General features: G+C 70.9%; 28 protein-coding genes, 2 tRNA genes and 1 pseudogene. 17 read left to right on the top strand and 14 right to left on the bottom strand.

Going from position 1 to position 23,335, the window contains the following annotated elements; all coding sequences use genetic code 11:
• Window positions 1–7 precede the first annotated feature (7 nt).
• Both ACIQNU_RS02095 and ACIQNU_RS02100 read left to right on the top strand, forming a co-directional pair.
• Window positions 8–676 (top strand): histidine phosphatase family protein, encoded by a 669-nt coding sequence (locus tag ACIQNU_RS02095; protein ID WP_401362380.1) that lies wholly within the window; start codon window positions 8–10, stop codon window positions 674–676.
• Between the two features lie 116 nt (window positions 677–792).
• Window positions 793–865: transfer RNA gene (locus ACIQNU_RS02100), tRNA-Ala, on the top strand.
• Window positions 866–910: 45 nt separating this feature from the next.
• On the opposite strand, the gene ACIQNU_RS02105 is transcribed toward ACIQNU_RS02100, so the two are convergent.
• Entirely contained in the window at window positions 911–1,783 is an 873-nt protein-coding gene (locus tag ACIQNU_RS02105) for a helix-turn-helix transcriptional regulator (protein WP_401359841.1), read from the bottom strand.
• Between the two features lie 228 nt (window positions 1,784–2,011).
• On the opposite strand from ACIQNU_RS02105, the gene ACIQNU_RS02110 reads away from it, so the two are divergent.
• From ACIQNU_RS02110 to ACIQNU_RS02120, 3 genes are all read left to right on the top strand, one after another.
• Window positions 2,012–3,376: an MFS transporter gene (locus ACIQNU_RS02110; RefSeq protein WP_401359843.1), complete on the top strand. Its 1,365-nt coding sequence runs from the start codon at window positions 2,012–2,014 to the stop codon at window positions 3,374–3,376.
• 69 nt (window positions 3,377–3,445) lie between these two features.
• Window positions 3,446–3,643, top strand: coding sequence for a hypothetical protein (locus tag ACIQNU_RS02115; protein ID WP_401359845.1), 198 nt, complete (start codon window positions 3,446–3,448; stop codon window positions 3,641–3,643).
• Window positions 3,644–3,646: 3 nt separating this feature from the next.
• Window positions 3,647–3,880 (top strand): hypothetical protein, encoded by a 234-nt coding sequence (locus ACIQNU_RS02120; RefSeq protein ID WP_255951692.1) that lies wholly within the window; start codon window positions 3,647–3,649, stop codon window positions 3,878–3,880.
• Here the strand turns inward: ACIQNU_RS02120 and ACIQNU_RS02125 are convergent.
• Entirely contained in the window at window positions 3,859–5,142 is a 1,284-nt protein-coding gene (locus ACIQNU_RS02125) for a glycosyltransferase 87 family protein (protein WP_401359846.1), read from the bottom strand. The genes ACIQNU_RS02120 and ACIQNU_RS02125 overlap by 22 nt on opposite strands.
• A 116-nt stretch (window positions 5,143–5,258) precedes the next feature.
• On the opposite strand from ACIQNU_RS02125, the gene ACIQNU_RS02130 reads away from it, so the two are divergent.
• Window positions 5,259–5,331 (top strand) — tRNA-Ala (locus ACIQNU_RS02130).
• A gap of 95 nt (window positions 5,332–5,426) precedes the next feature.
• Here the strand turns inward: ACIQNU_RS02130 and ACIQNU_RS02135 are convergent.
• Window positions 5,427–7,034 (bottom strand): NADH-ubiquinone oxidoreductase-F iron-sulfur binding region domain-containing protein, encoded by a 1,608-nt coding sequence (locus tag ACIQNU_RS02135; RefSeq protein WP_401359849.1) that lies wholly within the window; start codon window positions 7,032–7,034, stop codon window positions 5,427–5,429.
• The gene (locus ACIQNU_RS02140) at window positions 7,031–8,419 is read right to left on the bottom strand and encodes a cytochrome b/b6 domain-containing protein (RefSeq protein ID WP_401359851.1); all 1,389 of its coding nucleotides are present in this window, start codon (window positions 8,417–8,419) and stop codon (window positions 7,031–7,033) included. The genes ACIQNU_RS02135 and ACIQNU_RS02140 overlap by 4 nt, the downstream gene beginning before the upstream one ends.
• A gap of 568 nt (window positions 8,420–8,987) precedes the next feature.
• Between ACIQNU_RS02140 and leuS the strand changes: the two genes are divergently transcribed.
• From leuS to ACIQNU_RS02160, 4 genes are all read left to right on the top strand, one after another.
• Window positions 8,988–11,864 carry a leucine--tRNA ligase gene (gene leuS / locus ACIQNU_RS02145; RefSeq protein ID WP_401359854.1) on the top strand — a complete coding sequence of 959 codons (2,877 nt, stop codon included), beginning with the start codon at window positions 8,988–8,990 and terminating at the stop codon, window positions 11,862–11,864.
• A 155-nt stretch (window positions 11,865–12,019) separates the two neighbouring features.
• A complete protein-coding gene (locus ACIQNU_RS02150) occupies window positions 12,020–12,835 on the top strand; it encodes a hypothetical protein (protein ID WP_401359857.1) in 816 nt (271 codons plus the stop codon).
• A 130-nt stretch (window positions 12,836–12,965) separates the two neighbouring features.
• Entirely contained in the window at window positions 12,966–13,811 is an 846-nt protein-coding gene (locus tag ACIQNU_RS02155) for a DegV family protein (RefSeq protein ID WP_401359859.1), read from the top strand.
• A gap of 366 nt (window positions 13,812–14,177) precedes the next feature.
• Window positions 14,178–15,119, top strand: coding sequence for a helix-hairpin-helix domain-containing protein (locus ACIQNU_RS02160; RefSeq protein ID WP_401359861.1), 942 nt, complete (start codon window positions 14,178–14,180; stop codon window positions 15,117–15,119).
• Between the two features lie 445 nt (window positions 15,120–15,564).
• On the opposite strand, the gene ACIQNU_RS02165 is transcribed toward ACIQNU_RS02160, so the two are convergent.
• Window positions 15,565–15,747 (bottom strand): hypothetical protein, encoded by a 183-nt coding sequence (locus ACIQNU_RS02165; RefSeq protein WP_401362560.1) that lies wholly within the window; start codon window positions 15,745–15,747, stop codon window positions 15,565–15,567.
• Between the two features lie 199 nt (window positions 15,748–15,946).
• Here ACIQNU_RS02165 and ACIQNU_RS02170 point away from each other — a divergent pair.
• Window positions 15,947–16,141 (top strand): annotated as a pseudogene (locus ACIQNU_RS02170) (ComEC/Rec2 family competence protein); the annotation flags it as partial.
• A gap of 80 nt (window positions 16,142–16,221) precedes the next feature.
• On the opposite strand, the gene ACIQNU_RS02175 reads toward ACIQNU_RS02170, so the two are convergent.
• Entirely contained in the window at window positions 16,222–16,428 is a 207-nt protein-coding gene (locus ACIQNU_RS02175; protein ID WP_401359863.1) for a hypothetical protein, read from the bottom strand.
• A 226-nt stretch (window positions 16,429–16,654) separates the two neighbouring features.
• On the opposite strand from ACIQNU_RS02175, the gene ACIQNU_RS02180 reads away from it, so the two are divergent.
• Entirely contained in the window at window positions 16,655–16,885 is a 231-nt protein-coding gene (locus ACIQNU_RS02180) for a helix-turn-helix domain-containing protein (RefSeq protein WP_401359866.1), read from the top strand.
• Between the two features lie 171 nt (window positions 16,886–17,056).
• Here ACIQNU_RS02180 and ACIQNU_RS02185 read toward each other — a convergent pair whose 3' ends face one another.
• Both ACIQNU_RS02185 and ACIQNU_RS02190 read right to left on the bottom strand, forming a co-directional pair.
• Complete coding sequence (locus ACIQNU_RS02185) at window positions 17,057–17,239, bottom strand: hypothetical protein (protein ID WP_401359868.1); 183 nt, start codon at window positions 17,237–17,239, stop codon at window positions 17,057–17,059.
• The gene (locus ACIQNU_RS02190) at window positions 17,236–17,472 is read right to left on the bottom strand and encodes a hypothetical protein (protein WP_401359871.1); all 237 of its coding nucleotides are present in this window, start codon (window positions 17,470–17,472) and stop codon (window positions 17,236–17,238) included. The genes ACIQNU_RS02185 and ACIQNU_RS02190 overlap by 4 nt, the downstream gene beginning before the upstream one ends.
• A 96-nt stretch (window positions 17,473–17,568) precedes the next feature.
• On the opposite strand from ACIQNU_RS02190, the gene ACIQNU_RS02195 reads away from it, so the two are divergent.
• Window positions 17,569–18,327 (top strand): GntR family transcriptional regulator, encoded by a 759-nt coding sequence (locus ACIQNU_RS02195; RefSeq protein WP_401359873.1) that lies wholly within the window; start codon window positions 17,569–17,571, stop codon window positions 18,325–18,327.
• A 32-nt stretch (window positions 18,328–18,359) separates the two neighbouring features.
• Here the strand turns inward: ACIQNU_RS02195 and ACIQNU_RS02200 are convergent, their stop codons facing one another.
• The 3 genes from ACIQNU_RS02200 to ACIQNU_RS02210 are packed head-to-tail and all read right to left on the bottom strand — an operon-like array spanning window position 18,360 to window position 19,458.
• Complete coding sequence (locus ACIQNU_RS02200) at window positions 18,360–18,863, bottom strand: hypothetical protein (protein WP_401359876.1); 504 nt, start codon at window positions 18,861–18,863, stop codon at window positions 18,360–18,362.
• Complete coding sequence (locus ACIQNU_RS02205; protein WP_401359879.1) at window positions 18,860–19,039, bottom strand: hypothetical protein; 180 nt, start codon at window positions 19,037–19,039, stop codon at window positions 18,860–18,862. Before ACIQNU_RS02205 ends, ACIQNU_RS02200 begins: the two co-directional genes overlap by 4 nt.
• Window positions 19,036–19,458: a hypothetical protein gene (locus ACIQNU_RS02210; protein WP_401359882.1), complete on the bottom strand. Its 423-nt coding sequence runs from the start codon at window positions 19,456–19,458 to the stop codon at window positions 19,036–19,038. The genes ACIQNU_RS02205 and ACIQNU_RS02210 overlap by 4 nt, the downstream gene beginning before the upstream one ends.
• Window positions 19,459–19,691: 233 nt before the next feature.
• Between ACIQNU_RS02210 and ACIQNU_RS02215 the strand changes: the two genes are divergently transcribed.
• From ACIQNU_RS02215 to ACIQNU_RS02225, 3 genes are read left to right on the top strand one after another with little or no spacing between them, the layout of a single operon-like run.
• Complete coding sequence (locus ACIQNU_RS02215; protein ID WP_401359885.1) at window positions 19,692–19,952, top strand: hypothetical protein; 261 nt, start codon at window positions 19,692–19,694, stop codon at window positions 19,950–19,952.
• On the top strand, window positions 19,924–20,451 hold the full coding sequence (locus ACIQNU_RS02220; protein ID WP_401359887.1) for a DUF6879 family protein: 528 nt from the start codon (window positions 19,924–19,926) through the stop codon (window positions 20,449–20,451). Before ACIQNU_RS02215 ends, ACIQNU_RS02220 begins: the two co-directional genes overlap by 29 nt.
• A gap of 27 nt (window positions 20,452–20,478) precedes the next feature.
• Window positions 20,479–21,333: a helix-turn-helix domain-containing protein gene (locus ACIQNU_RS02225; protein WP_401359890.1), complete on the top strand. Its 855-nt coding sequence runs from the start codon at window positions 20,479–20,481 to the stop codon at window positions 21,331–21,333.
• Between the two features lie 60 nt (window positions 21,334–21,393).
• Here the strand turns inward: ACIQNU_RS02225 and ACIQNU_RS02230 are convergent, their stop codons facing one another.
• Entirely contained in the window at window positions 21,394–21,558 is a 165-nt protein-coding gene (locus ACIQNU_RS02230; RefSeq protein ID WP_401359893.1) for a hypothetical protein, read from the bottom strand.
• Window positions 21,559–21,866: 308 nt separating this feature from the next.
• Here ACIQNU_RS02230 and ACIQNU_RS02235 point away from each other — a divergent pair, with 308 nt between their 5' ends.
• Window positions 21,867–22,136, top strand: a complete 270-nt coding sequence (locus tag ACIQNU_RS02235) for an RNA polymerase subunit sigma-70 (protein ID WP_401359896.1) — start codon at window positions 21,867–21,869, stop codon at window positions 22,134–22,136.
• A 684-nt stretch (window positions 22,137–22,820) separates the two neighbouring features.
• Here ACIQNU_RS02235 and ACIQNU_RS02240 read toward each other — a convergent pair.
• Window positions 22,821–23,087: a hypothetical protein gene (locus tag ACIQNU_RS02240; protein WP_401359898.1), complete on the bottom strand. Its 267-nt coding sequence runs from the start codon at window positions 23,085–23,087 to the stop codon at window positions 22,821–22,823.
• 31 nt (window positions 23,088–23,118) lie between these two features.
• Window positions 23,119–23,316, bottom strand: a complete 198-nt coding sequence (locus ACIQNU_RS02245; RefSeq protein WP_401359901.1) for a hypothetical protein — start codon at window positions 23,314–23,316, stop codon at window positions 23,119–23,121.
• Between the last annotated feature and the right edge of the window lie 19 nt (window positions 23,317–23,335).

A 23,335-nucleotide genomic window follows, 5' to 3' on the forward strand; every position in this document is an offset into this window, starting at 1 on the left:
GACCGATGTGCAGGCGGCTTCCACGCCCGCGCAGCGGTCCGGCAAGGGCCGCCGCGTCATCCTGTGGCGGCACGGCCAGACCGCGTGGAACGTGGAGCGCCGCTTCCAGGGCTCCACGGACATCCCGCTCACCGAGACCGGCCTCGGCCAGGCCCGCCGCGCCGCCCGGCTGCTCGCCTCGCTGCGGCCCGACGCGATCATCGCATCCGACCTCGAACGGGCCGCGGCGACGGCCGCCGAACTCTCGACCATCACCGGCCTCGACGTGACCCACGACCAGAGCCTGCGCGAGACCTACGCCGGAGTCTGGCAGGGCCTCACGCACGAGGAGATCATCGAGCGGTACGGCGAGCAGTACGCCGCGTGGAAGCGCGGCGAACCCGTGCGGCGCGGCGGCGGCGAACTGGAGTCCGAGGTCGCCGACCGGGCCGCGCCCGTCGTCCTCGCCCACGTCGAGAAGCTGCCCGAGGACGGCACCCTCGTCGTGGTCAGCCACGGCGGCGCCATCCGTACGACCATCGGGCGGCTCCTCGGCCTCGAAACCCAGCACTGGGAGAGCCTGGGCGGCCTCTCCAACTGCTGCTGGTCGGTGCTCGGACGGGGCGCGCGGGGCTGGCGACTTCTGGAGCACAACGCGGGCACACTGCCGGAACCGGTCCTCGGCGACGACGACTGAGCCCCTGGCCAGGGGCGTGTGAACGGGGTGCCGGGTCCGCCCCCGGCGGATTTCACTTTCCGGCTCCACGCAGGCTAAAGTTCTTCTTGTTCGCCCGCCGAGCGGGAGGAACACGCGGGGCTATAGCTCAGTTGGTAGAGCGCCTGCATGGCATGCAGGAGGTCAGGAGTTCAATTCTCCTTAGCTCCACTCCCCGCACCACCGACCAGCATTCCGGTCACCGATCCCGTCCCTTCAGGGGCGGGATTTCGCGTTCTTCCGTAGTCCCCGCAGCACCGCCGCCCGTCGGCTGCTCTCCTCGTCGTCCGGGGTGTACGCCACGATCCGGCACTCCGGCATCCCGTTGATCGACAGCGACACCGAGGTCATCCGCAGCTCGCCCACCGCCGCGTGCCGGAACGTCTTCACGCGCGGGCCCGGCGGCACCACGTCACCGCTCTCCCACAGCTCCGCGAAGAGCGGACTGGCCGCCGACAGCCTCCGCACGAACGTCTCCCAGCCGGGCTCGCCCACATGCCGCCCGTACGCCGAGCGCATGGTCGCCACCATCAACGGCAGTTCCGACGCGCGGAACACCACCGGGCAGTCCTTCTCGGCCACCGTGAACAGCATCCACAGCGCGTTGGGTATCCCGATCTCCAGGGTCTCCGGCACGAAGAACAGGTCGCGATAGGCCGGGTTGGTCGCGAGGATGTCGTACCGCGCGTTGTACACGACCGCCGGGTGCGGGTCCAGCGCGTCGATGATGCCCTGGATCTCCGGCCCGGCCGTCCGCACGGCCGTCTCGCGGTCCGGCTCGAACGGCACCTCCGCCAGGTGGTACAGATGCTCGCGCTCCGGCGGATCGAGACGCAGGGTTCGCGCCACGGCGTCCAGGACGTGCGCTGACGCGTTGATCGGGCGGCCCTGCTCCAACCACGTGTACCAGGTGACGCCGACGCCCGAGAGCTGCGCGACCTCCTCACGGCGCAGCCCCGGAGTGCGGCGGCGCGGGCCCGGCGGCATGCCCACGTCCTCGGGTGTCACCCGCGCCCTGCGCCCGCGCAGGAAGGCGGCCAGCTCCGGCCTACGGCGCTGTGTGGTGGCCAAAGTCGTCACATCCCCCATGCTCGGTCCTCTTCCGTCCCGTGTCCCGTCCCCTGCCGGGTGCTGTGGGTACCAGCATCGACCGGCTCTCGTTACCCGTACCCCGACGCCCCCACGCTCGGTGCCATGACGACAGGCACCCCGACGGGATCGTCTCCCGCATCCAGTAGAACCCCTGGCACTGACAATGGGTCCGGCAGCGGGCCTGGCAGCGGGTCCGGCAGCAGGCCGGGACGGCTGCTCGCGGTCGTGCTCGCCGCCCAGTTCATGGCGCTGCTCGACGTGTTCATCGTGAATGTCGCGGCGCCTACGCTGCGGGCCGAACTCCACGCGTCCGGCGCCGCGTTGCAGTTGGTCGTGGCGGGCTACACCATCACGTACGCCGTGCTGCTGATCACCGGGGCACGTCTCGGCGACCGGTACGGGCACCGGAGGCTGTACCTCGTGGGGCTCGCGGTGTTCACGGCCGCGTCGCTGGCGTGCGGACTCGCCGGCGGCACGGGCGAGTTGATCGCCTTCCGCCTCGTCCAGGGCGCCGGCTCGGCCCTGATGATCCCGCAGGTACTCGGCCTCATCCAGCGGACCTTCACCGGTGAGTCCCGGGCCCGCGCGCTCGGCGCCTACGCGGCGGTGCTGTCCACCGGCGCCGCCGCCGGGCAGGTGGTCGGCGGCGTCCTGGTCAGCGCCGACCTGTTCGGTACCGGCTGGCGGCCGGTGTTCCTGGTGAACGTGCCCGTCGGTCTGGCCCTGCTCGCCGTCGGCCGCAGGGTCCTGCCGCGCGACGACACCCACGCGCGCGGGCGCACGCGCGCCCTCGACCTGCCCGGTCTGATCCTCCTCGGCGGAGCCGTCTCCCTGTTCACGGTCCCGCTGGTGCTCGGCCAGGAGTACGACTGGCCGCTGTGGTCCTGGCTGTCGCCGGCCGCGTCGGCGGTGCTCTTCGCGCTGTTCTGCGGCTACGAGTCCCGGCTCGCCCGGCGGGGCGGCACCCCGCTCATCGCCCCGCACGTCCTGCGGCACCCCGGGATGGGCCTCGCGGTGTTCCGGATCCTCACCGTGATGGCGATCAACAGCGGCTTCCTGTTCGCGCTCACCCTGCACTTCCAGGGCGCCCTCGGATACAGCGCCCTGCGCGCGGGGCTCACGTTCGTGCCGACGGCGCTCGTGTTCGGGGCCGTGGGGCTGACCTGGCGCCGCTGGCCCGCGCGGTGGCAACCGGTCCTGGCCCCGGCCGGGTTCACGCTCACGGCCCTCGCCTCGCTCGCCGTGGGGCTGCTGCTGCGGGACGGGGGAAGCGGTGGTGTGTGGGTGTTCGTGGCGTACTGCGGTGTGGGTGCGGGGCTCGCGCTCGGTTTCAGCCCCACCCTGACGCGGGCACTGGCGACGGTAAGGCCCGAGGACGCGGCGGACGCCGGAGGACTGCTGACGACGGTCACCCAGCTCGGTCAGGTGAGCGGTGTCGCGGTCTTCGGAACACTTTTTCTGAACCGGCTTGAGGAAGTTGGGGCTCCGGGGGCGTATACATCAGGGGACGCGCTCCTGGTGTGCGCCTGTGCGCTGGCCGCGGCGGGTGTGCTGGGTGCCGTGTCCGGACTGGTACGCATGCGTCGCTGACCGTGGCGCTCCGACCGTGGCAGAATCGGACGGCCGGAAGGGAGCGCGGCCCGACGGGAGGGAGCAGTGATGCCTGCGAGCATCCACGAGGAGGACGACCACCTCCTCGGCGTGGCGGAGCCACGCACGGAAGCCGCTCCTTCGGAGTCCCCCTCCCGGACCCTCATCACCTGCCCGTCCTGCGGTTCTGCCCATGTCGCGCAAGTGCTCGGCGACAACGGCGGAATCTCCTACGTGTGCACGGCCTGCGGCCACAGCTGGAGCTGATCGATGGGTGCACACAGGCGAAAGTGCGACTGGTGCGGCGGCGGTACGCCGATCGTCCGCGACATGGAACCGGTGAATCCGGACTACCAGTACTGGTGCGAGGAGTGCGCACGCGCGCTGATCATAAAAGGCGACCCCATCGAGACGTACCGCGAGTTGGAGGGCGAGCCGATCTACGGGCGGCTGCTCGACGAGCACTGCACGCTGAAGCGTTTCTACTCGTTCGCGACGGCCTGAGCGCGCCGCGGGGGCGGTGGTGCGGCGCCGAGCCGTGGTGCGCTCCTGAGGGCGCGGAGCCCGGCGATCACCAGGAAGGCGCACCCGGTCAGCGTGTAGAGCGCCGACAGCGTGAACTGGGGCGCGTTCTGGTGCAGTTCCGGGCGCCAGGGGCCGTGCGGCACCCACCACACGGCGAACGAGTAGAAGACGGCCGCCGTGGTCCACACGGCCGCCCAGCGGGCCGCTCCGCCCCTCCGGTGCGCCTCGCGCGCGAGGAGGACCACCATCGGCACGCACCACACCCAGTGGTGCGACCACGACACCGGGCTGACCAGCAGGGCCGTCGTACCGCAGGCGACGGCCGCCCAGGCGTGCTCCCCGCGCAGCGCGGACGCCACCGCCACCGTGAGCCCCGCCGCCCCCACCACGGCGGCGGCGAGCAGCCACACGGCCCCCGGGTCCGCGGTGTGCAGCAGCCGGGCCAGCACCCCGCGCAGCGACTGGTTCGCGGTCTGCTCCGTGTGCCCGGCCCGGCTCGTATCGAAGATCACCTCGGTCCAGAAACGGCGTGAGTCGTACGGCAGGACGACGGCCGTCAGCAGGCTCGCGCCGGCGAAGGTGGCGACGGCCACGCGCGCGGGGCGCAGCCAGACCCCGGCCGGACCGTGGAACGCGGCCCGTACGCCCCCGCCCTGTCGTACGGCCGCCGCCACGCCGGTGAGCAGCAGGAACGCGATGAACAGGCCCGGGGTCAGCTTGATCGCGGCGGCGATCCCGATGCCCACGCCCGCGAGGGGGTGCCTTCCGCGCCGGGTCAGATCCCACAGCACCAGGACCGCGAGCAGCAGGTTGACCTGCCCGTAGCGGAGCGTCCCCCACACCGGCTCGGACCAGACGGCCGCCGCCGCGACCCACCACACGGCCGCCACGCGCGCGTGGCCGACGAACAGCAGGGAGTAGCGCGCGAGAACGACGACGAGGGCGAGGTTCCCCAAGGTCGCGAGCGTCCGCATGGTCTCCGTGCTCACCAGCGTCAACGGCGTGAACAGCAGTGCGGCGAACGGGGGATAGGTCGCGGGAAGCCCGACCGGCGTGGCCCGCAGCGCGTAGAGGTCGCCGCCGGCCCGGACGGTCGCCCCCTCCGCGCGGTAGACCATCACGTCGATCATGGATACGTCGGCCGCGCGCTGGGCGTACCAGAAGGCCGTGAAGGAGAGCAGGCAGATGACCGCGGCGAGGGCCGTGCGCGGGCGGACACGGGGGAGGGCGAGCAGAGTCACAAAAGCTGACAGTACCGGCCTAATCACCACAGACCAGAAACGATTTGGCGGTGCCCCCGGCCAACCGTGTACTGTTGGCGTCGCCGCCGCGACAACCGGGCGGAATCGCATCACAAGGGGCTATAGCTCAGTTGGTAGAGCGCCTGCATGGCATGCAGGAGGTCAGGAGTTCAATTCTCCTTAGCTCCACAGCGGTTGAGAGGGCCACCCGGACGGGTGGCCCTCTTCTCGTGCGCGCCTTTGTTCCCCCGTTGGTGTTTTCCCCCGTTTCCCGGTCGTCCGGGTCAGTCCCGGCCGCTGCCGAGCGCCCTGCGGCCACGGCCCGGAGGCAGCACGGGCAGCGACGGCCGCGCGGCGGGCTTCGACGGGTCCTCCTCCAGGCGCAGCGCGAGAGCGGGGCACCGCCGCACGGCGCGTACCGCGCGCGCCTGCGAGTACCTGGGCACCGACGCCTCCGCGACCGACGGATACCCGTCGGGGCCGAGCTGGATCAGCTCCGGGACGATGTCCGCGCACAGCCCGTGTCCCTGGCACAGCGTCCAGTCGACCGCCAGCCGCTGACCGCTCGGCCCGGTGTCCCCGCCCCCGGCTCCGGCGGTCGGCGCCGCCTCGTCCTGGAGCGGCAGGACCCCCTGTACGGGACGGCCGCAGCCGCTGCCCAGGACGTGCGCGGCGAGATCGTCCGTGAACGCCGACACGGTCGACTCGATGAAGGCCGCAGAACCGTCCGGATGCTTGCACGCGCCGCGCCGCTTCACGGCCTGCGTGATCTGCCGCAGCGCCTCCAGGGCGGCCGGTCCACCGCCGTTCAGGATGTCCTCCAGACCGCGCGCGGCGGCCGGCAGCCCGAGGTAGCAGGGCCCGCACTGGCCGGCGCTCTCGGCGGCCAGCCACTGCGCCACGAGCAGGGCCTCACCGAGCGGGCAGGTGTCCTGGCCGATGGGCAGGATCGCGCCCGCGCCGAGCGCACCGCCCGCCGCGTCCATCGACGCGCGCGAGACGACGGCGTCGTGCGCGGCCGTCGCGTCCATCCACTTGCCGTGATAGCCGCCCGTCAGCACACCCTGCGGCAGCGGCGGCGCGCCGGCCAGCTGGAGCACGTAACGCAGCGGAACGCCCGACGGGACCTCCAGGACCATGGGCCGTGCGACAGCCCCGGAGACGGTGAGCATGACTGTGCCAGGCTCGTCCTGGAGGCCGGTGTTGCGGTAGCGGTCGGCGCCGATACGGGCGGCGACGGCGAGTTGGGCGAACGTCTCCGCGTTGGACAGCAGGGTCGGCGCGCCGCCCACGCCCGAGTCCGACGCCCGCACCTTGCGGCCCGGCGGCATCGCGGGACCGCCGTCGGCCGAACGGATCAGCGCCGACGACTCGCCGGTGACCATGCGTACCGGATTGCGCTGCACGCGCGCGCGAAGGGCCGATCCGCGCCGGTTGGACAGCCCGCGCTCGGCGAGCGCCTGCTGCATCGACCGCTCGGTCGAGTCACGCGTCACCCCGATCACCAGCGTGCGCGCGCCCAGCGCCTCGGCGGCCAGCAGGGCGCCGTCCAGGATGAGATGGGGAGCGCGGTTGATCAGGACGGTGTCCTTGCGACACGCCGGCTCGTCCTCACTGCCGTTGACGACGACCACCGGGCGCACGCCCCTGCGGATCGCCGAGTCGGCCACGGACCGCAGCTTCTTGGCGAACGGGAAGCCCGCGCCGCCGCGCCCCTTCAGCGATATCCGCTCGGCGAGCGCCGCCAACTGCTCACCACCGATGGGTTCGAGCGGCCCGTGCACCTTCAGATGCATGCCCAGGTCGAGCCGCTCGACGAGGTCGAAACCCGACGTCAACTGAGGGAGGCCGACCACACGGACCTCGGGGACGTCGGGCAGTGCGCCGTTCACTTGAATCCTCCGGTGGGAGCGTTCCAGGGCTCACCGGAGCTGGGTGCCTGGAAAGGGCCCGGCAGCGGCTCGGTGGCGGGATCGTTCGGGCGTTCGGCAAACTCGGGGGCCGGGTAGGCGGCCGGGTCGCGGGTCGGTGTGCCGTAGTCGGGGGCGCCGTACGAGGGGGTGTCGTACGTGGGGGTGTCGTACGTGGGGCCGGCGTACGCCTGTGTGCCGTAGGTCTGGGCGTTCTGGGCGGTCTGGGCGCCGTAGCCCTGGGTACCCGCGTACGGGGTCTCGTCGGCGGGGTCGTACGCGGACGCGGGAGCCTCGGCCGGGGGCGGCGGGGAAGGGGCCGGCCAGCGGCCGGTGAGGCCCTCGTCGGCGCGCGGGAGGACTTCGGTGGGCCGGACGTCCGGCGGCGGCTGCGCGGGCCCGTACGAGGCCTGTGCGGCGCGGAAGTCGTCGGGGAAGGTCCCCGGCAGCTCCTCGGGGTACGGGGGCGGGGGCATGGACACCGCGCGATAGGCCGCCGCCATGCCGAGGCTCGCGCCGGTCTGGCGGGGCTCGGAGGGGCGGCGCGGAGCCTCGTACAGGGGCGGGCTCGGCGCGGGCATCCGCGGTGCCTGCGATGCGCGCCGGTCGCGCTCGTCGCGCGGGGGCCCGGTGGGGACGGACGGCATCGAACCGGTGTCACCGCGCGTGTCACCGCGCGCGGGGGCGGCCACGCCCGGCAGGGGCATCTCGGTGGTGTCCCGGCGCGGCAGGCGCTCACGGTCCCCGGGGCGTCCGCCTGGCTGGAGGACCGCCAGGATTTGGGCGGCGACCCTCCGCTTCACCGGGAGGGGCGCGGAGCGCAGCGAGATGGCGCCGATGACGGCCAGCAGGCACAGGGAGTACATCGCCACGACCCACCCGTTCGCGGGACGCCCGGCGAACAGCCCGTGCACCAGGGCCGAGCACCAGGCCGGGTACGCCAGCGTGTGCACCGCACGCCAGCGGGCCGCGACCGGCGCGGGCGAGGCGAACGCGCTGCGCAGGGCGCCCGTCAGTCCGGTCACCACCATGAGCAGCGCCGCCAGGGACCCGAAGCCGATCAGGGCCGCCGTACCGCTCACACCGAGGCTGAAGGGGACCAGGGCGGCGAGCACCGTGGTGTGGTCGAGGGCGATCTTGACGGTGATGTGCAGAAAGAGGAAGGCGATCGAGGCGACCGCGGTCGAGCGGTGGATGGCCTGCGCGATCAGACGCTGCCGAGTACTGAGGAACAGCCGGTCCGTGGCGACGAGGCCCCAGATCACCGAGCAGGTGAGCGAGACCAGTGACAGGACTCCCGCGCCGAAGTTCAGGAAGTCGCGGAAACCATCACCTCCGATGAGGACGATCACGGGTATGAGCAACATGACGCCGGCCGCCATACCTCCCCGGGCCCAGGGGCTCGGGGCGCTGTACGGACGGTCTGTGCGACGAGGGTTCATGGGGCAACTCCGAATGACGCGGCAAAGTGGTCCCGCGGCGGCACTCTAGGTCGCTCCATACCGAGGGGTACGGGCTTTCAGTTATTGCGTTGTTATCAAAGGGCGACATGATCTTGGCGTTGTCCCGATAGGGGTGGGTACGCGCGGTAATCGTTGGCCAACGCTTGTTGTGTGTGACTGCTCACACCGTCGCCATCGATCGTTCACAAATGGGTCGAGGTCGTTCGAGGCGGTTCACCGCCTGTCGTCCCCCACGCGCGCGGGGGCGGCACCCAACTGCGTCGCGGCCCGTACAGGCCCTGCGGTACCCTGGCGCCATGCGTGCCGTACGCCTTCTGCTTAGCGGGCCGCGCTGATCAGTCCCGACGGATGAGAGATCCGGTCGGAATCGGCGCGGCGCCCCCTCCTGTGCGAGGGGTTTTTTCATTTCCGAACGGGCTCCCAACAGGTCCCGGACCGCTGGCAGATGACGATCGATGGAGCTTTAGGGATCATGAGCGAGACGAATTCCGCTGCCGACGTGGCAGCGCCGCACCGCTACACGGCCGCCATGGCGGCCGACATCGAGGCACGCTGGCAGGACTTCTGGGACGCCGAAGGCACCTATGAGGCGCCCAACCCGACGGGTGACCTGGCCGGCGACCCGGCCGTCGTGGCCCGCCCCAAGAAGTTCATCATGGACATGTTCCCGTACCCGTCCGGCACGGGACTGCACGTCGGCCACCCGCTGGGGTACATCGCCACCGACGTCTTCGCCCGCTATCAGCGGATGACCGGTCACAACGTCCTGCACACGCTGGGCTTCGACGCGTTCGGCCTGCCCGCGGAGCAGCACGCCGTCGCCACCGGCACGCACCCGCGCGTGTCCACCGAGGCCGCCATGGACAACATGAAGCGGCAGCTGCGCCGGCTGGGCCTGGGACACGACCAGCGCCGCTCGATCGCGACGATCGACCCGGAGTACTACCGCTGGACCCAGTGGATCTTCCTGCGCATCTTCAACTCCTGGTACGACGAGGACGCCGGCAAGGCCCGCCCCATCGACCAGCTGATCGCCCAGTTCGAGAGCGGCGACCGCGCCGTACCGGGCTCCCCGCGCGCGTGGCACGAGATGACCGCCACCGAACGCGCCGACGTCCTGAGCGAGTTCCGCCTGGCCTACGCCTCCGACGCGCCCGTCAACTGGTGCCCCGGTCTGGGCACCGTCCTGGCCAACGAGGAGGTCACCGCCGACGGTCGCTCCGAGCGCGGCAACTTCCCCGTCTTCAAGGCCAAGCTGCGCCAGTGGAACATGCGCATCACGGCCTACGCCGACCGGCTGCTGAACGACCTGGACGCCCTGGACTGGCCCGAGGCCATCAAGCTGCAGCAGCGCAACTGGATCGGCCGCTCCGAAGGCGCACGGGTCGACTTCCCCGTCGGCGACTCCGAGGCCATCACCGTCTTCACGACCCGCCAGGACACTCTGTTCGGCGCCACCTACATGGTTCTGGCGCCCGAACACGACCTGGTCGACCGGATCGTCCCGGCCACCTGGCCCGAGTCCACGCACGACGTGTGGACCGGCGGCCACGCCACCCCCGCCGACGCCGTCACCGCCTACCGCAAGCAGGCCGCCGCCAAGTCCGACGTGGAGCGCCAGGCCGAGGCCAAGGACAAGACCGGCGTCTTCACCGGCGCGTACGCGACCAACCCCGTCAGCGGCGAACAGGTCCCCGTCTTCATCGCCGACTACGTCCTGATGGGCTACGGAACCGGCGCCATCATGGCCGTCCCCGCGCACGACACCCGCGACTTCGCCTTCGCGCGCGCCTTCGAACTGCCGATGCGCTGCGTCGTGGCGCCGAGCGACGACCGCGGCACCGACCCGTCCACCTGGGACGACGCGTTCGCCTCCTATGACGCGGCCATCGTCAACTCCGCGAGCGACGACGTCACCCTGGACGGCCTGGGCGTGGTCGACGCCAAGGCGCGCATCACCGAGTGGCTGGAGCGCAAGGGCATCGGCCGGGGCACCGTCAACTTCCGTCTGCGCGACTGGCTGTTCAGCCGCCAGCGCTACTGGGGCGAGCCCTTCCCGATCGTCTACGACGAGGACGGCACCGCCCACGCGCTGCCCGACTCGATGCTGCCCCTGGAACTGCCGGAGGTGGACGACTACTCGCCGCGCACCTTCGACCCGGACGACGCCGACACCCAGCCGGAGACCCCGCTGTCCCGGAACCAGGAGTGGGTGAACGTCACCCTGGACCTGGGCGACGGACGCGGCCCGCGCGCGTACCGGCGCGAGACCAACACCATGCCCAACTGGGCGGGCTCCTGCTGGTACGAGCTGCGTTACCTGGACCCGCACAACAGCGAGAAGCTGGTCGATCCCGGCATCGAGCAGTACTGGATGGGCCCGCGCGCGGGGCTGCCGACCGGTGGCGTCGACCTGTATGTCGGCGGTGCCGAACACGCCGTACTGCACCTGCTGTACGCGCGCTTCTGGTCGAAGGTCCTGTTCGACCTGGGGCACATCTCCTCGGCCGAGCCGTTCCACAAGCTGTTCAACCAGGGCATGATCCAGGCGTACGTCTACCGCGACAGCCGGGGCATCGCCGTACCGGCCGCCGAGGTCGAGGAGCGCGACGGCGCCTACTACTACCAGGGCGAGCAGGCCTCCCGGCTGCTGGGCAAGATGGGCAAGTCCCTGAAGAACGCCGTCACGCCGGACGAGATCTGCGCCGAGTACGGAGCGGACACCCTGCGCCTGTACGAGATGGCGATGGGCCCGCTGGACGTCTCACGGCCGTGGGACACGCGCGCGGTGGTGGGCCAGTACCGACTGCTGCAGCGGCTGTGGCGCAACATCGTCGACGAGGACACCGGCGAGGTCACCGTGGTCGACGGCGAACCCGACGAAGCCACCCTGCGCGCGCTGCACAAGGCCGTCGACGGCGTCCGTCAGGACCTGGACGGCCTGCGCTTCAACACCGCCATCGCCAAGGTCACCGAGCTGAACAACCACCTGACGAAGGCGGCGGTCGCGATCCCGCGCGCGATCGCCGAACCCCTGGTCCTGCTGGTCGCCCCGCTGGCCCCGCACATCGCCGAGGAACTGTGGCACAAGCTGGGCCACACCGACTCGGTCGTCCACCAGGACTTCCCCGTCGCCGACCCCGCGTACGTGGTCGACGAGACCGTGACCTGCGTCGTCCAGGTCAAGGGCAAGGTCAAGGCGCGCCTGGAGGTCTCCCCGTCGATCTCCGACGAGGAGCTGGAGAAGATCGCGCTGGCCGACGAGAAGGTGCGGGCCGCGCTGGACGGCGCCGGGATCCGCAAGGTCGTGGTCCGGGCACCGAAGCTGGTGAACATCGTGCCCGCGTAAGGATCCGGGGCAGTCTCCGATTCGGGGTAGTCCCCTACGGGCAGGTTGGGGGTTCGGCTGGAACCCTCGGCCTGCCGTTTCCGTTTACGGTGGAAGGGGCTCGTGCCCCACCCGGTCGTGTCCCACCCGGTCGTGTCCCACCTGAGAGGAGCGTCATGGAAGCCGTGATCGCTGTCGTGGCGCTGCTCTTCGTCCTGTTCGTCGCACTCGGCGTCTATGCGACCGTCAAGGTCGTCGGCGCCGCCAAGCGGGGCGTGGACCGCACCATCACTCAGGCGCGGCGGACGGTGGAGGACACCACTCTGCGGGCCAAGACCTTCGCCCAGCCCGGTCCCGCCGGCGAGCTGGCCCAGCTCAGACTGCGTCTGCGCACCTCGATGCGGGCCACGCAGGACGCGCTTCAGGAGGGCGTGGCCGACGACGAGTCCCTGAAGGAGTCGCTCGCCCTCTTCGCCCGGCTCAGCTCCCACGGCCATGAGCTGGACCACGAGCTGAAGCGCCTGGAGACCGAACCGGACCGCATCCGACTCACCCAGCGGCTGTCCGGCCTGCGCGAGCGCACCGAGCAGATCACCAAGGCCGCGGACTCCTTGCGCTGGGCCGCCCGCGACCGGGCCCGCCGGTTCGCCGACGACGACCTGGAGTCGCTGAGCACCCAGATCGACATGGAGGCGGGCGCGCTGCGGCACTGGACGACGACGGAGCCGGCGCCCGGAGCGACACCGGGAGCGACGCACTCCCAGGCTTCGCCGACGCCCACGCCCGCGTGGCCCGACGCCCCGGCAGCCGACAGCGCCGCGCCCCACCAGACCTGGCCGGATCCGCACACATCGGAGCCCCAGGCACCGGACCCGCGCGCGTCCGCACCGTCGCCCGACGCACAGCAGCCGGCCCGCCCGGCGATCTCCCCGCCGGTACGGCAGCCCACCTACCCGTGGCAGAAGAAGACCCGTCCCGAGAGCACGACTTGACCGGACGGCCGGTGCGCGGGCCTCGTGCCGAGTGGGCCGCGGGGCGGGCGTCCTGCCCGTAGGGTGATGTCCGTACCGCCTCCAGGGGCCGGGCTGCCGCCCAGGGGTTCCGGCGGGTAATCTCCAGCTCATGTCCCGCCATGTCGCTATCGTCACGGATTCCACGGCCTACTTGCCGCAGCGGACGATGGAGCACCATGGCATCACCGCCGTGCCCCTCACCGTGGTCCTCGGCGACAAGGCACTCGAAGAGGGCACCGAGATCTCGGCCCGCTCCGTCGCCCAGGCCCTCCAGAAGCGCCGCCCGGTGACCACGTCGCGGCCCAGCCCCGAGGTCTTCGCCGAGACATACCGCAGGGTCGCCGCCGCCGGTGCCACGGGCATCGTCTCGCTGCACCTGTCCTCGGAGTTCTCCGGTACGTACGACGCGGCCGTGCTCGCCGCCCGCGGGGCTCCGGTGCCGGTACGTGTCGTGGACACCGGCATGGTCGCCATGGCCCTCGGGTTCTGCGCGCTGGCCGCCGCCGAGACGGCGGACGCGGGCGGCACCGTCGACGAGGCCGTCACCGCGGCCGAGAAGCGCGCCGCGGGCACCTCCGCCTACTTCTACGTCGACACACTCGACTATCTGCGGCGCGGGGGCCGGATCGGCGCGGCCCAGGCGCTGCTCGGCTCGGCGCTCGCCGTGAAACCCCTGCTCCAGCTCGACGGCGGCCGGATCGAGCTTCTGGAGAAGGTCCGGACGGCCTCGAAGGCCATCGCCCGGCTTGAGGAAATCGTCGCGGAACGGGCCGGTGCGAGCCGTGTCGACATCGCCGTGCACCATCTCGCGGCGCCGGAGCGGGCGTCGGCGCTCGCGGAGCGTCTTCGTGAACGGGTGCCCGGACTGGAGGAGTTGCATGTCAGTGAGGTGGGGGCGGTGATCGGGGCGCATACCGGGCCTGGGTTGTTGGGGGCCGTTGTCTCGCCCTGGTGAGGGCGGGGTATGCGGGCTGCGGGGCGCGGGGCGCAGGGTGCGGGGCGCGGCGTCGGGCGGCTTTACCGGAAGTGGGTGGCACCGGTTCGGGTGACGGAGTTTTCCACAACTGGCGAGTAATCCACGGGAATTGAGCAAGATCATCGCGGTGGGCGGATTGTGCCTACCGTCGCAGACATGACTCTTCGATCTGCTGCTTCCCGACCTGCTTCTTCCTTGTCCTCTTCCACTTCGCCTTCCTCTTCTCCTACCTCCTCTTCTTCGCGGCCCAGGCGAGCCCGAGTGTCCAGTGGTCCCGGGCGGGCGCACGGTTCCGACGGCCGAGTCCGTGGGCGCCGGGGCCTTGGGTACGGCAGGGGGCGTCCCATGGCAGGGGACGTGCTGCGCCGACGGGCCGAGGCGCTGTTCGCCGAACCCGGGCGGGTGCGCGGGCGGGGTGAGGTGGGGCTCGATCCGCCGAGGGCGCCGGTGGGTGGGGATCCGCCGCCGTTGTCCGACCGGGTTGTGCGAGGCGAGACCGGGGACGAGCCGGCACCGGAGGCTCCGTCCCGGCCGGTCGAACCCTCGTGGCGCGCTCGGGCGGCACTCGCCGTCCGGGATCGGCTGCCGCTGTGGCTTCAGTCGCGGTGCGGTCTGGAGGGGCGCGGTCTGATGGCGCTCGGGGTGGTCCTGGTCGTCGCGGCCGTCCTGGCGATGCAGCACTTCTGGACGGGACGTACGCAGCCGGTGCGGGCGCCGGAGATCGTGCGGGCGGCGCCTTCGGAGTCGGGTGCGGGGGCCGGTGCTGAGGCGGGTGGTGTGCCCGGCGCGGTGGCGGGTGGTGGTGCGGGTGCCGGGGCTGGGGCTGGGGCTGGGGCGCGGATCGTGGTGGACGTCGGTGGGAAGGTGCGGGAGCCGGGGCTCCTGCGGCTGCCGGCGGGGTCACGGGTGGCCGACGCACTGGAAGCGGCGGGCGGGGTGCGACCGGGCACGGACCTGGTCGGCGTGAATCAGGCGCGGCTTCTGGTCGACGGCGAGCAGGTGGTCGTCGGCGGACCGCCCGGCGCGTCCGGTGCGGGTGCGGGTGCGGGGAGCGTGACCGGTACGGCGGTCGGGGGCGCCGGGGGCGCGGTCACCGGACCCGTGTCGCTCAATTCGGCCACCGCTCAGCAGCTCGACACCCTGCCCGGAGTGGGGCCCGTTCTGGCGCAGCACATCATCGACTACCGCACGGAGCACGGGGGTTTCCGTTCGGTGGAGGAGTTGCGCGAGGTCAACGGCATCGGCGACCGCCGCTTCGCCGATCTGCGGAATCTGGTCCGGCCATGAGCGCGCCGGAGGGGGTGCGGTCCAGGGCGGGCCCACCAGGGGAACCGCGTCGGACTGCCGCGCACGACGGCTCAGGGAATCGTCCCGGGGCGTCGCATCCCCGGCGCGAGGGCCCGGTCGACCTGCGCCTGGTAGGGCCCGCGCTGGCGGCCTGGGCGACGGCGGCGCTGGTCGTCGGGGCCTCGCCCGGATGGTCGGTGACCGTGGTGGCGGTGGGCGTGACGGGAGCGCTGGCGCTCCTTGTGCCCGAGGTGCTCAGGGGCGCCGGATTCCAGGGTCGGGGCCGCGGCGGTTCGGGCACCGGTGGTGGGGTCCGGTGGCGTGGGGTGCCGCTGTGGGGACGGGTCACCGGGGCCACGGTGCTGCTCTGCGTCGCGGCTTCCGCGACCTCGGCGGCGCTGCACACGGCCGACCTGCGTCGTGGGCCGGTTCCCGGGGCGGCGCGTCAGTACGCCGAGGTGACGGCCGAAGTGGAGGTGGTCGGGGATCCCCGGCGTACGCGGCCCCGGGTCACGGGGGACCGGGCGGGTCCGGTGGCCGTGCTCATCGACGCGGAGGTGCGCCGGGTCAGGACGGCGGACGGGGCGGTGACGGCGACCAGGACCCCGGTGCTGGTGATTGTCGACACGGGCAGGGACACGACGGGCCGGGCGGGCTCTGGTGCAGGGAAGGAGGAAGGACAGCGGGGGCAGGCTCGGGACGCCGCTTGGCTGGCGCTGTTGCCGTCGACGAGGTTGCGGGTGGCGGCGCGGCTCGCGCCTCCGTTCGAGAGTGGCGACGACATCGCGGCGGTGCTGCGGGTGAAGGGGCGGGACGGGCCGGAGGTCGTGGCGGGGCCGTCGGGGACTCAGCGGTTCGCGGGAAGGTTGCGGGGTGGGCTGCGGGCGGCGACGGAGGACCTGGCGCCGGATGCGCGGGCGTTGCTGCCGGGGCTGGTCGTCGGTGACACGTCGCGGGTGACGCCGGAGTTGCACGACGCGTTCGCGGCCACGGACCTCACGCACTTGCTGGCGGTCAGCGGAGCGAATATTGGCAAGAGAGATGGGTTACGAATAGGGATCATCGTTGCTCGCGAGACAGGGTTTCTTGTTGTGACGTGCAGCTATGCCCCATCGGTTTCGTCGATGAGTTGGAGGACATCGTCCAGACGGGCGCGGAGTCGTTCGATGATCAGGATGAGCGCAGCCGGTTCGAGGGTGGCGAGGTCGGCTGCCCGTGCGGTTTCGAGGTCGCGGCGGGCGTAGTCGAGGCGAGCGACCTGATGGGTTGTTAGTGCACGGGCCGCCGAGTGGTCTTCCTGATCGTTCATGTGCGGGGCGCCTGGAGCGTGTGGGGCTCGCGCGTGGCGGCCGTGGGCGGCTGGGCTGGGTGACTCGTGTCGGGCACACGTAAATGATTGTCCGGATTCCGGTGCTGGACAATGGTCAACCGGAATTGTCACTCGAACGTGTGTCCTATTTCACGGCAGGATCGTCCGCAGTAAATGTACCAACGATGGTACAGACAAAGATCATCGACGCGACCAGCGTGGACGCGTGCCGACCGATCCCCTGCCCGACTGGGTGCCCGCCGCCCGCCAGGCCATCGGGGACCGGGTTCGCGCCGTCCGCACCGAACGCCAGATCTCTCAAGAGCGCCTCGGTGAACTGACCGGCCTCGACCGCAAGACGATCAACCGGATCGAGCAGGGCACCCATGCGACCCTCATCGATCATCTGCTCGTCATCGCGGACGTCCTCGGCACACCCCTCCGCGATCTTGTCTAATGCAGGCGCGGACGGCCCTGTCTCTGGGGGGCGGGCGCCTTGTCGTGGCAGCCGCAGCCACAGTGCAGCGTCTGAAGCGGGGCCTCCCACGCGGGAGCGCCCGCGCGCCGTATCGCCCCGCGACCCGCACACAGCCAGTGCATGCCGAAGCGGCACTCCGGGGCCCGCTCGCTACCGGGCATGTCGGTACACCACCGGGCGGTACGACTTGAGGTGATACGTGGTGCGGCACCTCGCGCATGCGTACCGGCTCCAGCCAGGCCCGGAGCACTGCTCGATGATCTGGATGAGGATCGTGCCGCCGGCGTACTTGCCGCACCAGTCGCAGAGCCGGGGAACGTCTCTCTTCGTCATTGGGTGTCCACCTCTGCCCAGATTTCCGGGGCGCCCGTCGAGTCGCTGCTGCCCCACCGGTCAGCCGTTTGCAAGGCGGTGACGACCGCCGTCCAGGTGGCGGTGTCGTCTCCTGGTGGGGCTGTGGCGTGGATGCGGATGCCGCCCGGTGTGACGAGCACGTGGACGGGCTCGTCGAGGGCGCGCTCCAGCGCGGTGCGTAATGCGGCTGCGCGCAGGTTGATCGACGGCACGGCATCCCTAAGTCTCGTGCGAGAGATTTACTCTCGTACGAGAGTAGCGATCGGGGCACTACTCTGTCACGCAGGTCACACGAAAGGGAGGCGGACGTGACGGACGAAACGCCCATGTACCTGGCGGTCGCCGACGCGCTCCGCGTCCGGATCGAGTCCGGGGAATTGGCGCCCGGTGCGCGCCTGCCATCGGTCGCGGAGATCTCCGCCGAGTGGTCGTGCAGCAACAGCGTCGCCACGCGTGCGTACAAACTCCTCGCAGACGAGGGCCTCGTGATCTCTCGTCACGGCGCCGGACACTACGTCCGCGGCTCCGAAATGCCCGCGCTCCTCATCCGGCGTCACCGCCGTCGCTCGGAGGACAGCCCCTTCGCCGAGGGCGTGGCTGAGCAGGGCGCGGTCGGGAGCTGGCGGCACGAGTCAACGACCGAGCAGGCCGCTGACCGAGTCGCCGCTCGGCTTGGGATCGAACACGGCGCCCCGATCATGCACACCTCGTACGTCTACCTCGCCGACGACCTGCCCGTGCAGCTCGCCGAATCGTGGGAACCCCTCGCCCTCACCGGCCAGTCGCTGATCGCGCTTCCCGAGGTCGGGCCGTACGCGGGCGTCGGCGTGGCCGCGCGCATGCGGGTGCTGTCCGTCGATGTCGGCGATCCCGTCGAGCGGGTCAGTGCCCGTATGGCAACCAGGCAGGAAGCGCAGGCCCTCGGCATGACCCCGCCCGGCCCGGTGATGACGATCGAGCGGACCTACTACGACCAGGCCACCGGTCGCCCCGTCGAGACCGCAGACATCGTGATGCGCGGCGACCGGTGGGTGAGCGTCTACGGGCAGGTACCCGCCGCGACCTGAGCCGCGGCACGCCAGCCCAGCGCCAGCAGCGGTCACAGCGCGCTCTCGCGCCACATGCAGGCCCCGGTGTGGATGAACCCTCTGTGAGTCGCGCTGGGTCCCGTCCATTCGAGGGGCGCGAACACGCCGCCGGTCAGTTCCTGGTCGGTGATGGGGTCGTGGCAGGAGAAGCACACCGGTCCGCTTTTGTCGGCCGCGGTTCGCGCCCGTAGGAGTGCCGCCTGTCCAGGCATGGCCTCGTCGCACAGTCGTTCCCCCAGCAGGGCGGCGGTCTCGCACTGCTTGCAGGTGGTCCAGTGGGCGTAGAGGTCCCTGTACGTGCTCGCGACTGCGGCGCGGATCGGGTAGCAGGACAGGCAGGCGCGCGGTGCCCATCTGAAGCCGGGGCACAGGTCGACTCCAACGCCGGGTGCGAGGGGATCGGCGCACCACACGCAGGTGGTGCCCTCGTTCTGCTCGGTGCTGAGCAGTCGTATGTCGGGGATCTCGAAGAACTGGACGTCGGTCAGGTCCTCGTCCTCGCCGGCGGCGGTCACCGGCGGGTCTCCCGCAGCGCCCGGCGCAGGGCCGTACCCGGCTCGCACTTCCTCTGGTCCGTGTTGCACTGGGCGCAGGTGATCGTGTGCTGGAGCAGTGCCTCGTAGGCGATGGCGGCGTCCGGGTACATCACCGTGTCGCCGTCCTCGGTGAGGGCGAACAGGCTCCTAGTCATACCCGTGTCCCCACGGCGATCCTGTCGGACCCGGCGAGTTTGGCCATCGCCCGCAGCACGATCGCGAGCCGCCGGTCGCCCAGCAGCTCGGTGTCGCAGAAGGTGACCTTGCGGGGGAAGCGGATCGCGACGATGTAGCCGAGGAACGCCTCGTCGGCCGGGGTCAGGCCCGGAGCGTGGGTGTACCGGGCCTCGAACCGCAGCCAGTCGCACGAGACCGTTCCGTCGTCGTGCTCGGTGACCAGGAGGCCGCGGACCCACTCGTCCGCCAGCAGCTCGTCCTCCTCGATGAGCGCGGCCACAGCGATCCGCTCACACGGCGGCTGACCCCGCACCCACGCGGTCAGACGGTCCGTCAGTAGCGCTGCGTCCGGGGCTGCGGCTTCAGAGGACGGAATTTCGACTGTACGGTTCCCCATGTCGGCGCTCCTTGGAAGTGTCGGCCACGCCCCGGGGCCGGTCACACGGTCGCCGGGGTTTCGTCGTACCTGTCGACGTTAGAAGCCTCATGTACGCCACCTCCAGCGATGTGCAGATGTTTGCAAATCACCTCACTCACTGAGGCTTTGGCGCGTTAGCGCCCTTGACCACGACGTCACCCCGCGACACCGTGACGCAAAGAATGCAAGCCATCTCACTGATGGAGGCTGCCATGTCACTACTCTTCATCGGGATCGACCCCGGCACACAGAAGGACAAGAGCCCTACCGTGTGGGTCGATCAGGTCCAGAACGAACTCATCTTCCAGGGCATGAAGCCGAGCCCTGAACTGGAAGCGGAGTGTGCCGCGTTCGAGGTGCCGGGCCATGCGACGGGGATCCCGGACGACGAGGCCGTGATCCGTATTCCTGCCCGAATGGTGGGCATGATCAGGGAGGCGTGCGATGCCGTTGAACGAGCCGACGTTCGCTGATCTCCTGGCCAGGTGCACGCGCTCGGCCGTGCACCTGGAGATGAGAGACCAGTACGCCGTCAGCGACGAGGCCGAAGACTTCGCCCTCTGGCTGAGCACCGGAGAACGGGACACGGACCCGGCGTCAGAGAACTGGGCATCATGGGTCGACCTCATCTCTGAGGCTGGCGCGCGCGGTGTGATCGTCCGCCGGGCCCGCATCGTGTCCGAGCCCGTCACCGACTACATTCGCTGGGAGCACTCCGGAACCGTCGTCAACATCCACGCCGGCGAGGATGTCCGCTGGCTCCCTCGTCGCCATGCCTCGGGTATCGCCCTGCCCGGGAACGACTTCTGGCTGTTCGATGACAGCGTGATCCGCTGGAACCACTTCACCGGTGACGGAGAGTGGGCCGGGCAGCGGATCTCGGATGACCCCGGCGAGGCCAAGCTGTGCTCCGAGGCATTCGCAACCGTATGGGCGCACGCCATTTCGCACGACGAGTACAAGATCCGCTAGCAGGAAAGCGCTGGTAGGTCAGAGTTCATGCCCGGCTCCCCGTCATCGTCCGCGCAGGCCGCGCGCGAGGCCGTCGCCAGACGGCTGCGCGACCTGCGCAAGGAGGCGGGGCTGACTATCGTCGAGCTGGCCCGCCAGTGCGGCTGGCACTACTCGAAGACGTCCCGGATTGAGAACGCGGTCACTGGTCCCACGGCGACGGACATCCGGAAATGGTGTGCTGCCACGCGCGACCAGGAGCAGGCGCAAGACCTCATCGCTCAGTCCCTCAACGCAGAGTCGATGTACAAGGAGTGGCGCCACCACGTCCGAGGCGGGTTGAAGCAGTTGCAGGACGGCCTGGTGACGTTCTACCGCGAGACGGAGCAGTTCCGCATCTACTCGTCCACGGTCGTGCCTGGGCTGGTCCAGACCGAGGGCTACGCCACCGCCGTTCTCCGCATCGCTGCCCGTTTCCACGGCCTCCCCACCGATGACAGCGCGGAAGCCGCCCGCGCTCGCATGAGCCGTTCGCACGTCATCCACGAGCCAGGACACCGCTTCGCGTTTCTTCTTGAGGAGTCTGTCTTGCGCTACCAGATCGGGGACGCGGACGCGATGGCGGCCCAACTCGGATACTTGCTCACCGTGGGTGCGCTCCCGGCCGTATCGCTGGGCATCGTTCCGCTGGCGGTGCCCGATCGGACGCAGTGGCCTGAAGAGACCTTCCACATCTACGACGACAAGCTCGCCTCGGTGGAGTTGGTATCGGCGTCGGTGGACGTAACCCAGCCCTCGGAGATCGCCCTGTACTCGAAGACGTTCGAGCGCTTGCGGAGTATGGCGGTGTACGGCGCGCAGGCCCGTGCCCTGATCGTGCGAGCTATCGACGCCCTCCACTGAACTACGCCATGGCGAAGGCCCCCTCTCGCGCGATGTGAGAGGGGGCCCCGGGTGCCGGCGTCAGTGTCGTCGGGCGAGCTGGCGCCGGTACAGGTGGGACGCGACGACGGTCGCGGCCATGACGCCCCACGCGATCCACCAGCCCCACGCGGGCTGTACGGCGGCGAGGATGATTCCTCCGCCCGCGACGCCCATCACGTCGCTGTACTTGAGGATCGGGTGCACGGTGGGTCTCCTTCCTGTCTGGGTTCTTTCTGGCGGGCGGTGCTGTGGTCTGAGAGACTGTGACCCCGGAGGGGCGCGCTACCTTCGCGCCCCTCCGGCCGCCATCACCGGCGGCGGTGACGTCCGCGACGCTTTACAGCCTCGCGGGCGTACCACGCGCACGCAACGGACCCTGCGGCGCCGATGGCGCTGAGAGCCAGTCCGATGATGGTGGTCACAGTCTGAGTCATTTTCTCCCCTCCCCTCTCTCGGTGTAGTACTAGTTTAGGGGTACCCCTAAATCAATGTCAAGGGGTACCCTTAAATCCATGACCGAGACCCCCGATGCGACCACCGCCATCCGCGCCGTCATCGCCACCCTCGCCGCCATCCCCGACCCCACCGACCGCGCCCGCGCCACCGGCACCGTCCTCGACGCAGTCCCCGACCTCCAAGCCGAACTCCGCGCCGTACGACAGGAAGCCGTCACCACCATGCGCGAGACGATGAGCCTCGCCGAAACGGCCGCCGCCCTCGGAGTCTCACAGCCGCGCGTCTCACAGATCACCAAGGGCGTCAGCCGCACCACCAAGAAGTAGGGCCCCGCCACCCGAAGGCGAGGGGGCGTCATACGTACTGTCTGCGTGTCGGATCCAGCCCCGCAGCCTGCGGCCCGCCCGGCGACGAGGACGGGTCAGGCGCACCGTTCCTCCGGCAGACGAGCGCGCCCGGGTCGTACGAGGGCGCCCGCAGCGAGTAACCGTCGGGGCAGGGCTGCCCGTCCCTTCCGTCTCGTCCGGTTGCTCCGGCGGGTCCTGGCGGTCCTGCGGGCCCGGTCGCTCCCGGCGCCCCGGACGGGCCAGTCGGGCCGGTTGGCCCGGTCGCTCCCGCGCTCCCCGGTATCCCATCGGCACCGGTCGGGCCCGGCGCCCCGGACGGCCCCGGAGTACCCGGCGTCCCGGCCGGGCCGACCGCGCCCCGCGGGCCCGGGATCGGCACAGGAACCGCCGTCCGCGCGGGCAAGTCGTCCACCGCACGCGTCGGGTCCGGAGCTACCGGCGTACGGCCCGCGGCCTTCACCTGCGCCCGCAACGCCCGCACGTCGCCCGCCAGCGTCGACACCGCAGTCCCACGCAGGTCTGCCTCCCGCGCCACCTCCGCCCGCGCATCCGCCTCGCGGTGGATCAGCAGCAGCGACAGGGCGACCCCGCCGCCGAGGATGAGGAGGCCCGCGACCATCCACAGCAGGTGCCTGCTCCGGTACAGCACCGACTCGGCCCGCGTCACGGTGACCCCCCGAGCTGCGTGACCAACAGCCGAAGCCGCGCGATCTCCAACTCCAGCGTCTGCACCTCTGCTTCTGCCCGTGCCTGGTCCGCCTCCGCCTTATCCCGCTCGGCCACCAGACGCGCCGTCAGGGTGTCGTATCCGCCAATGACTCCGCCCTCCCGGGCTGCCCGATTCGCGCCGCGCTGGCCGTAGATGGCTGCCGCCGCGGCCACCGGCCCCGCCACCAGAGCAGCTACGGCCGTGACCATGGCGGCATCCATGCCACCTCCCGTGCGCGCAGTAAGGGCAGGATCAGGCGTCCGTAGACGGGTGCGCGGACGGCTGCCGGTTGGGCACCGCGTAGGTGATGCCCCAGGCGCCGAGCACAGCGAGAACGATGGTGACGCCCTCGCCGGTATCGAGTACGCCGTCCTGGACCGCGGTGACCGCAGCCGTGGCGCCTGCGGCGAGCCCGGCCACGATGGACTTGGTGATGCTGGAGATCTTCATGATGGATCGTTCCTCTCGG

Source organism: Streptomyces sp. NPDC091292, from assembly GCF_044757265.1.
In the GTDB taxonomy this organism is placed as follows: domain Bacteria; phylum Actinomycetota; class Actinomycetes; order Streptomycetales; family Streptomycetaceae; genus Streptomyces.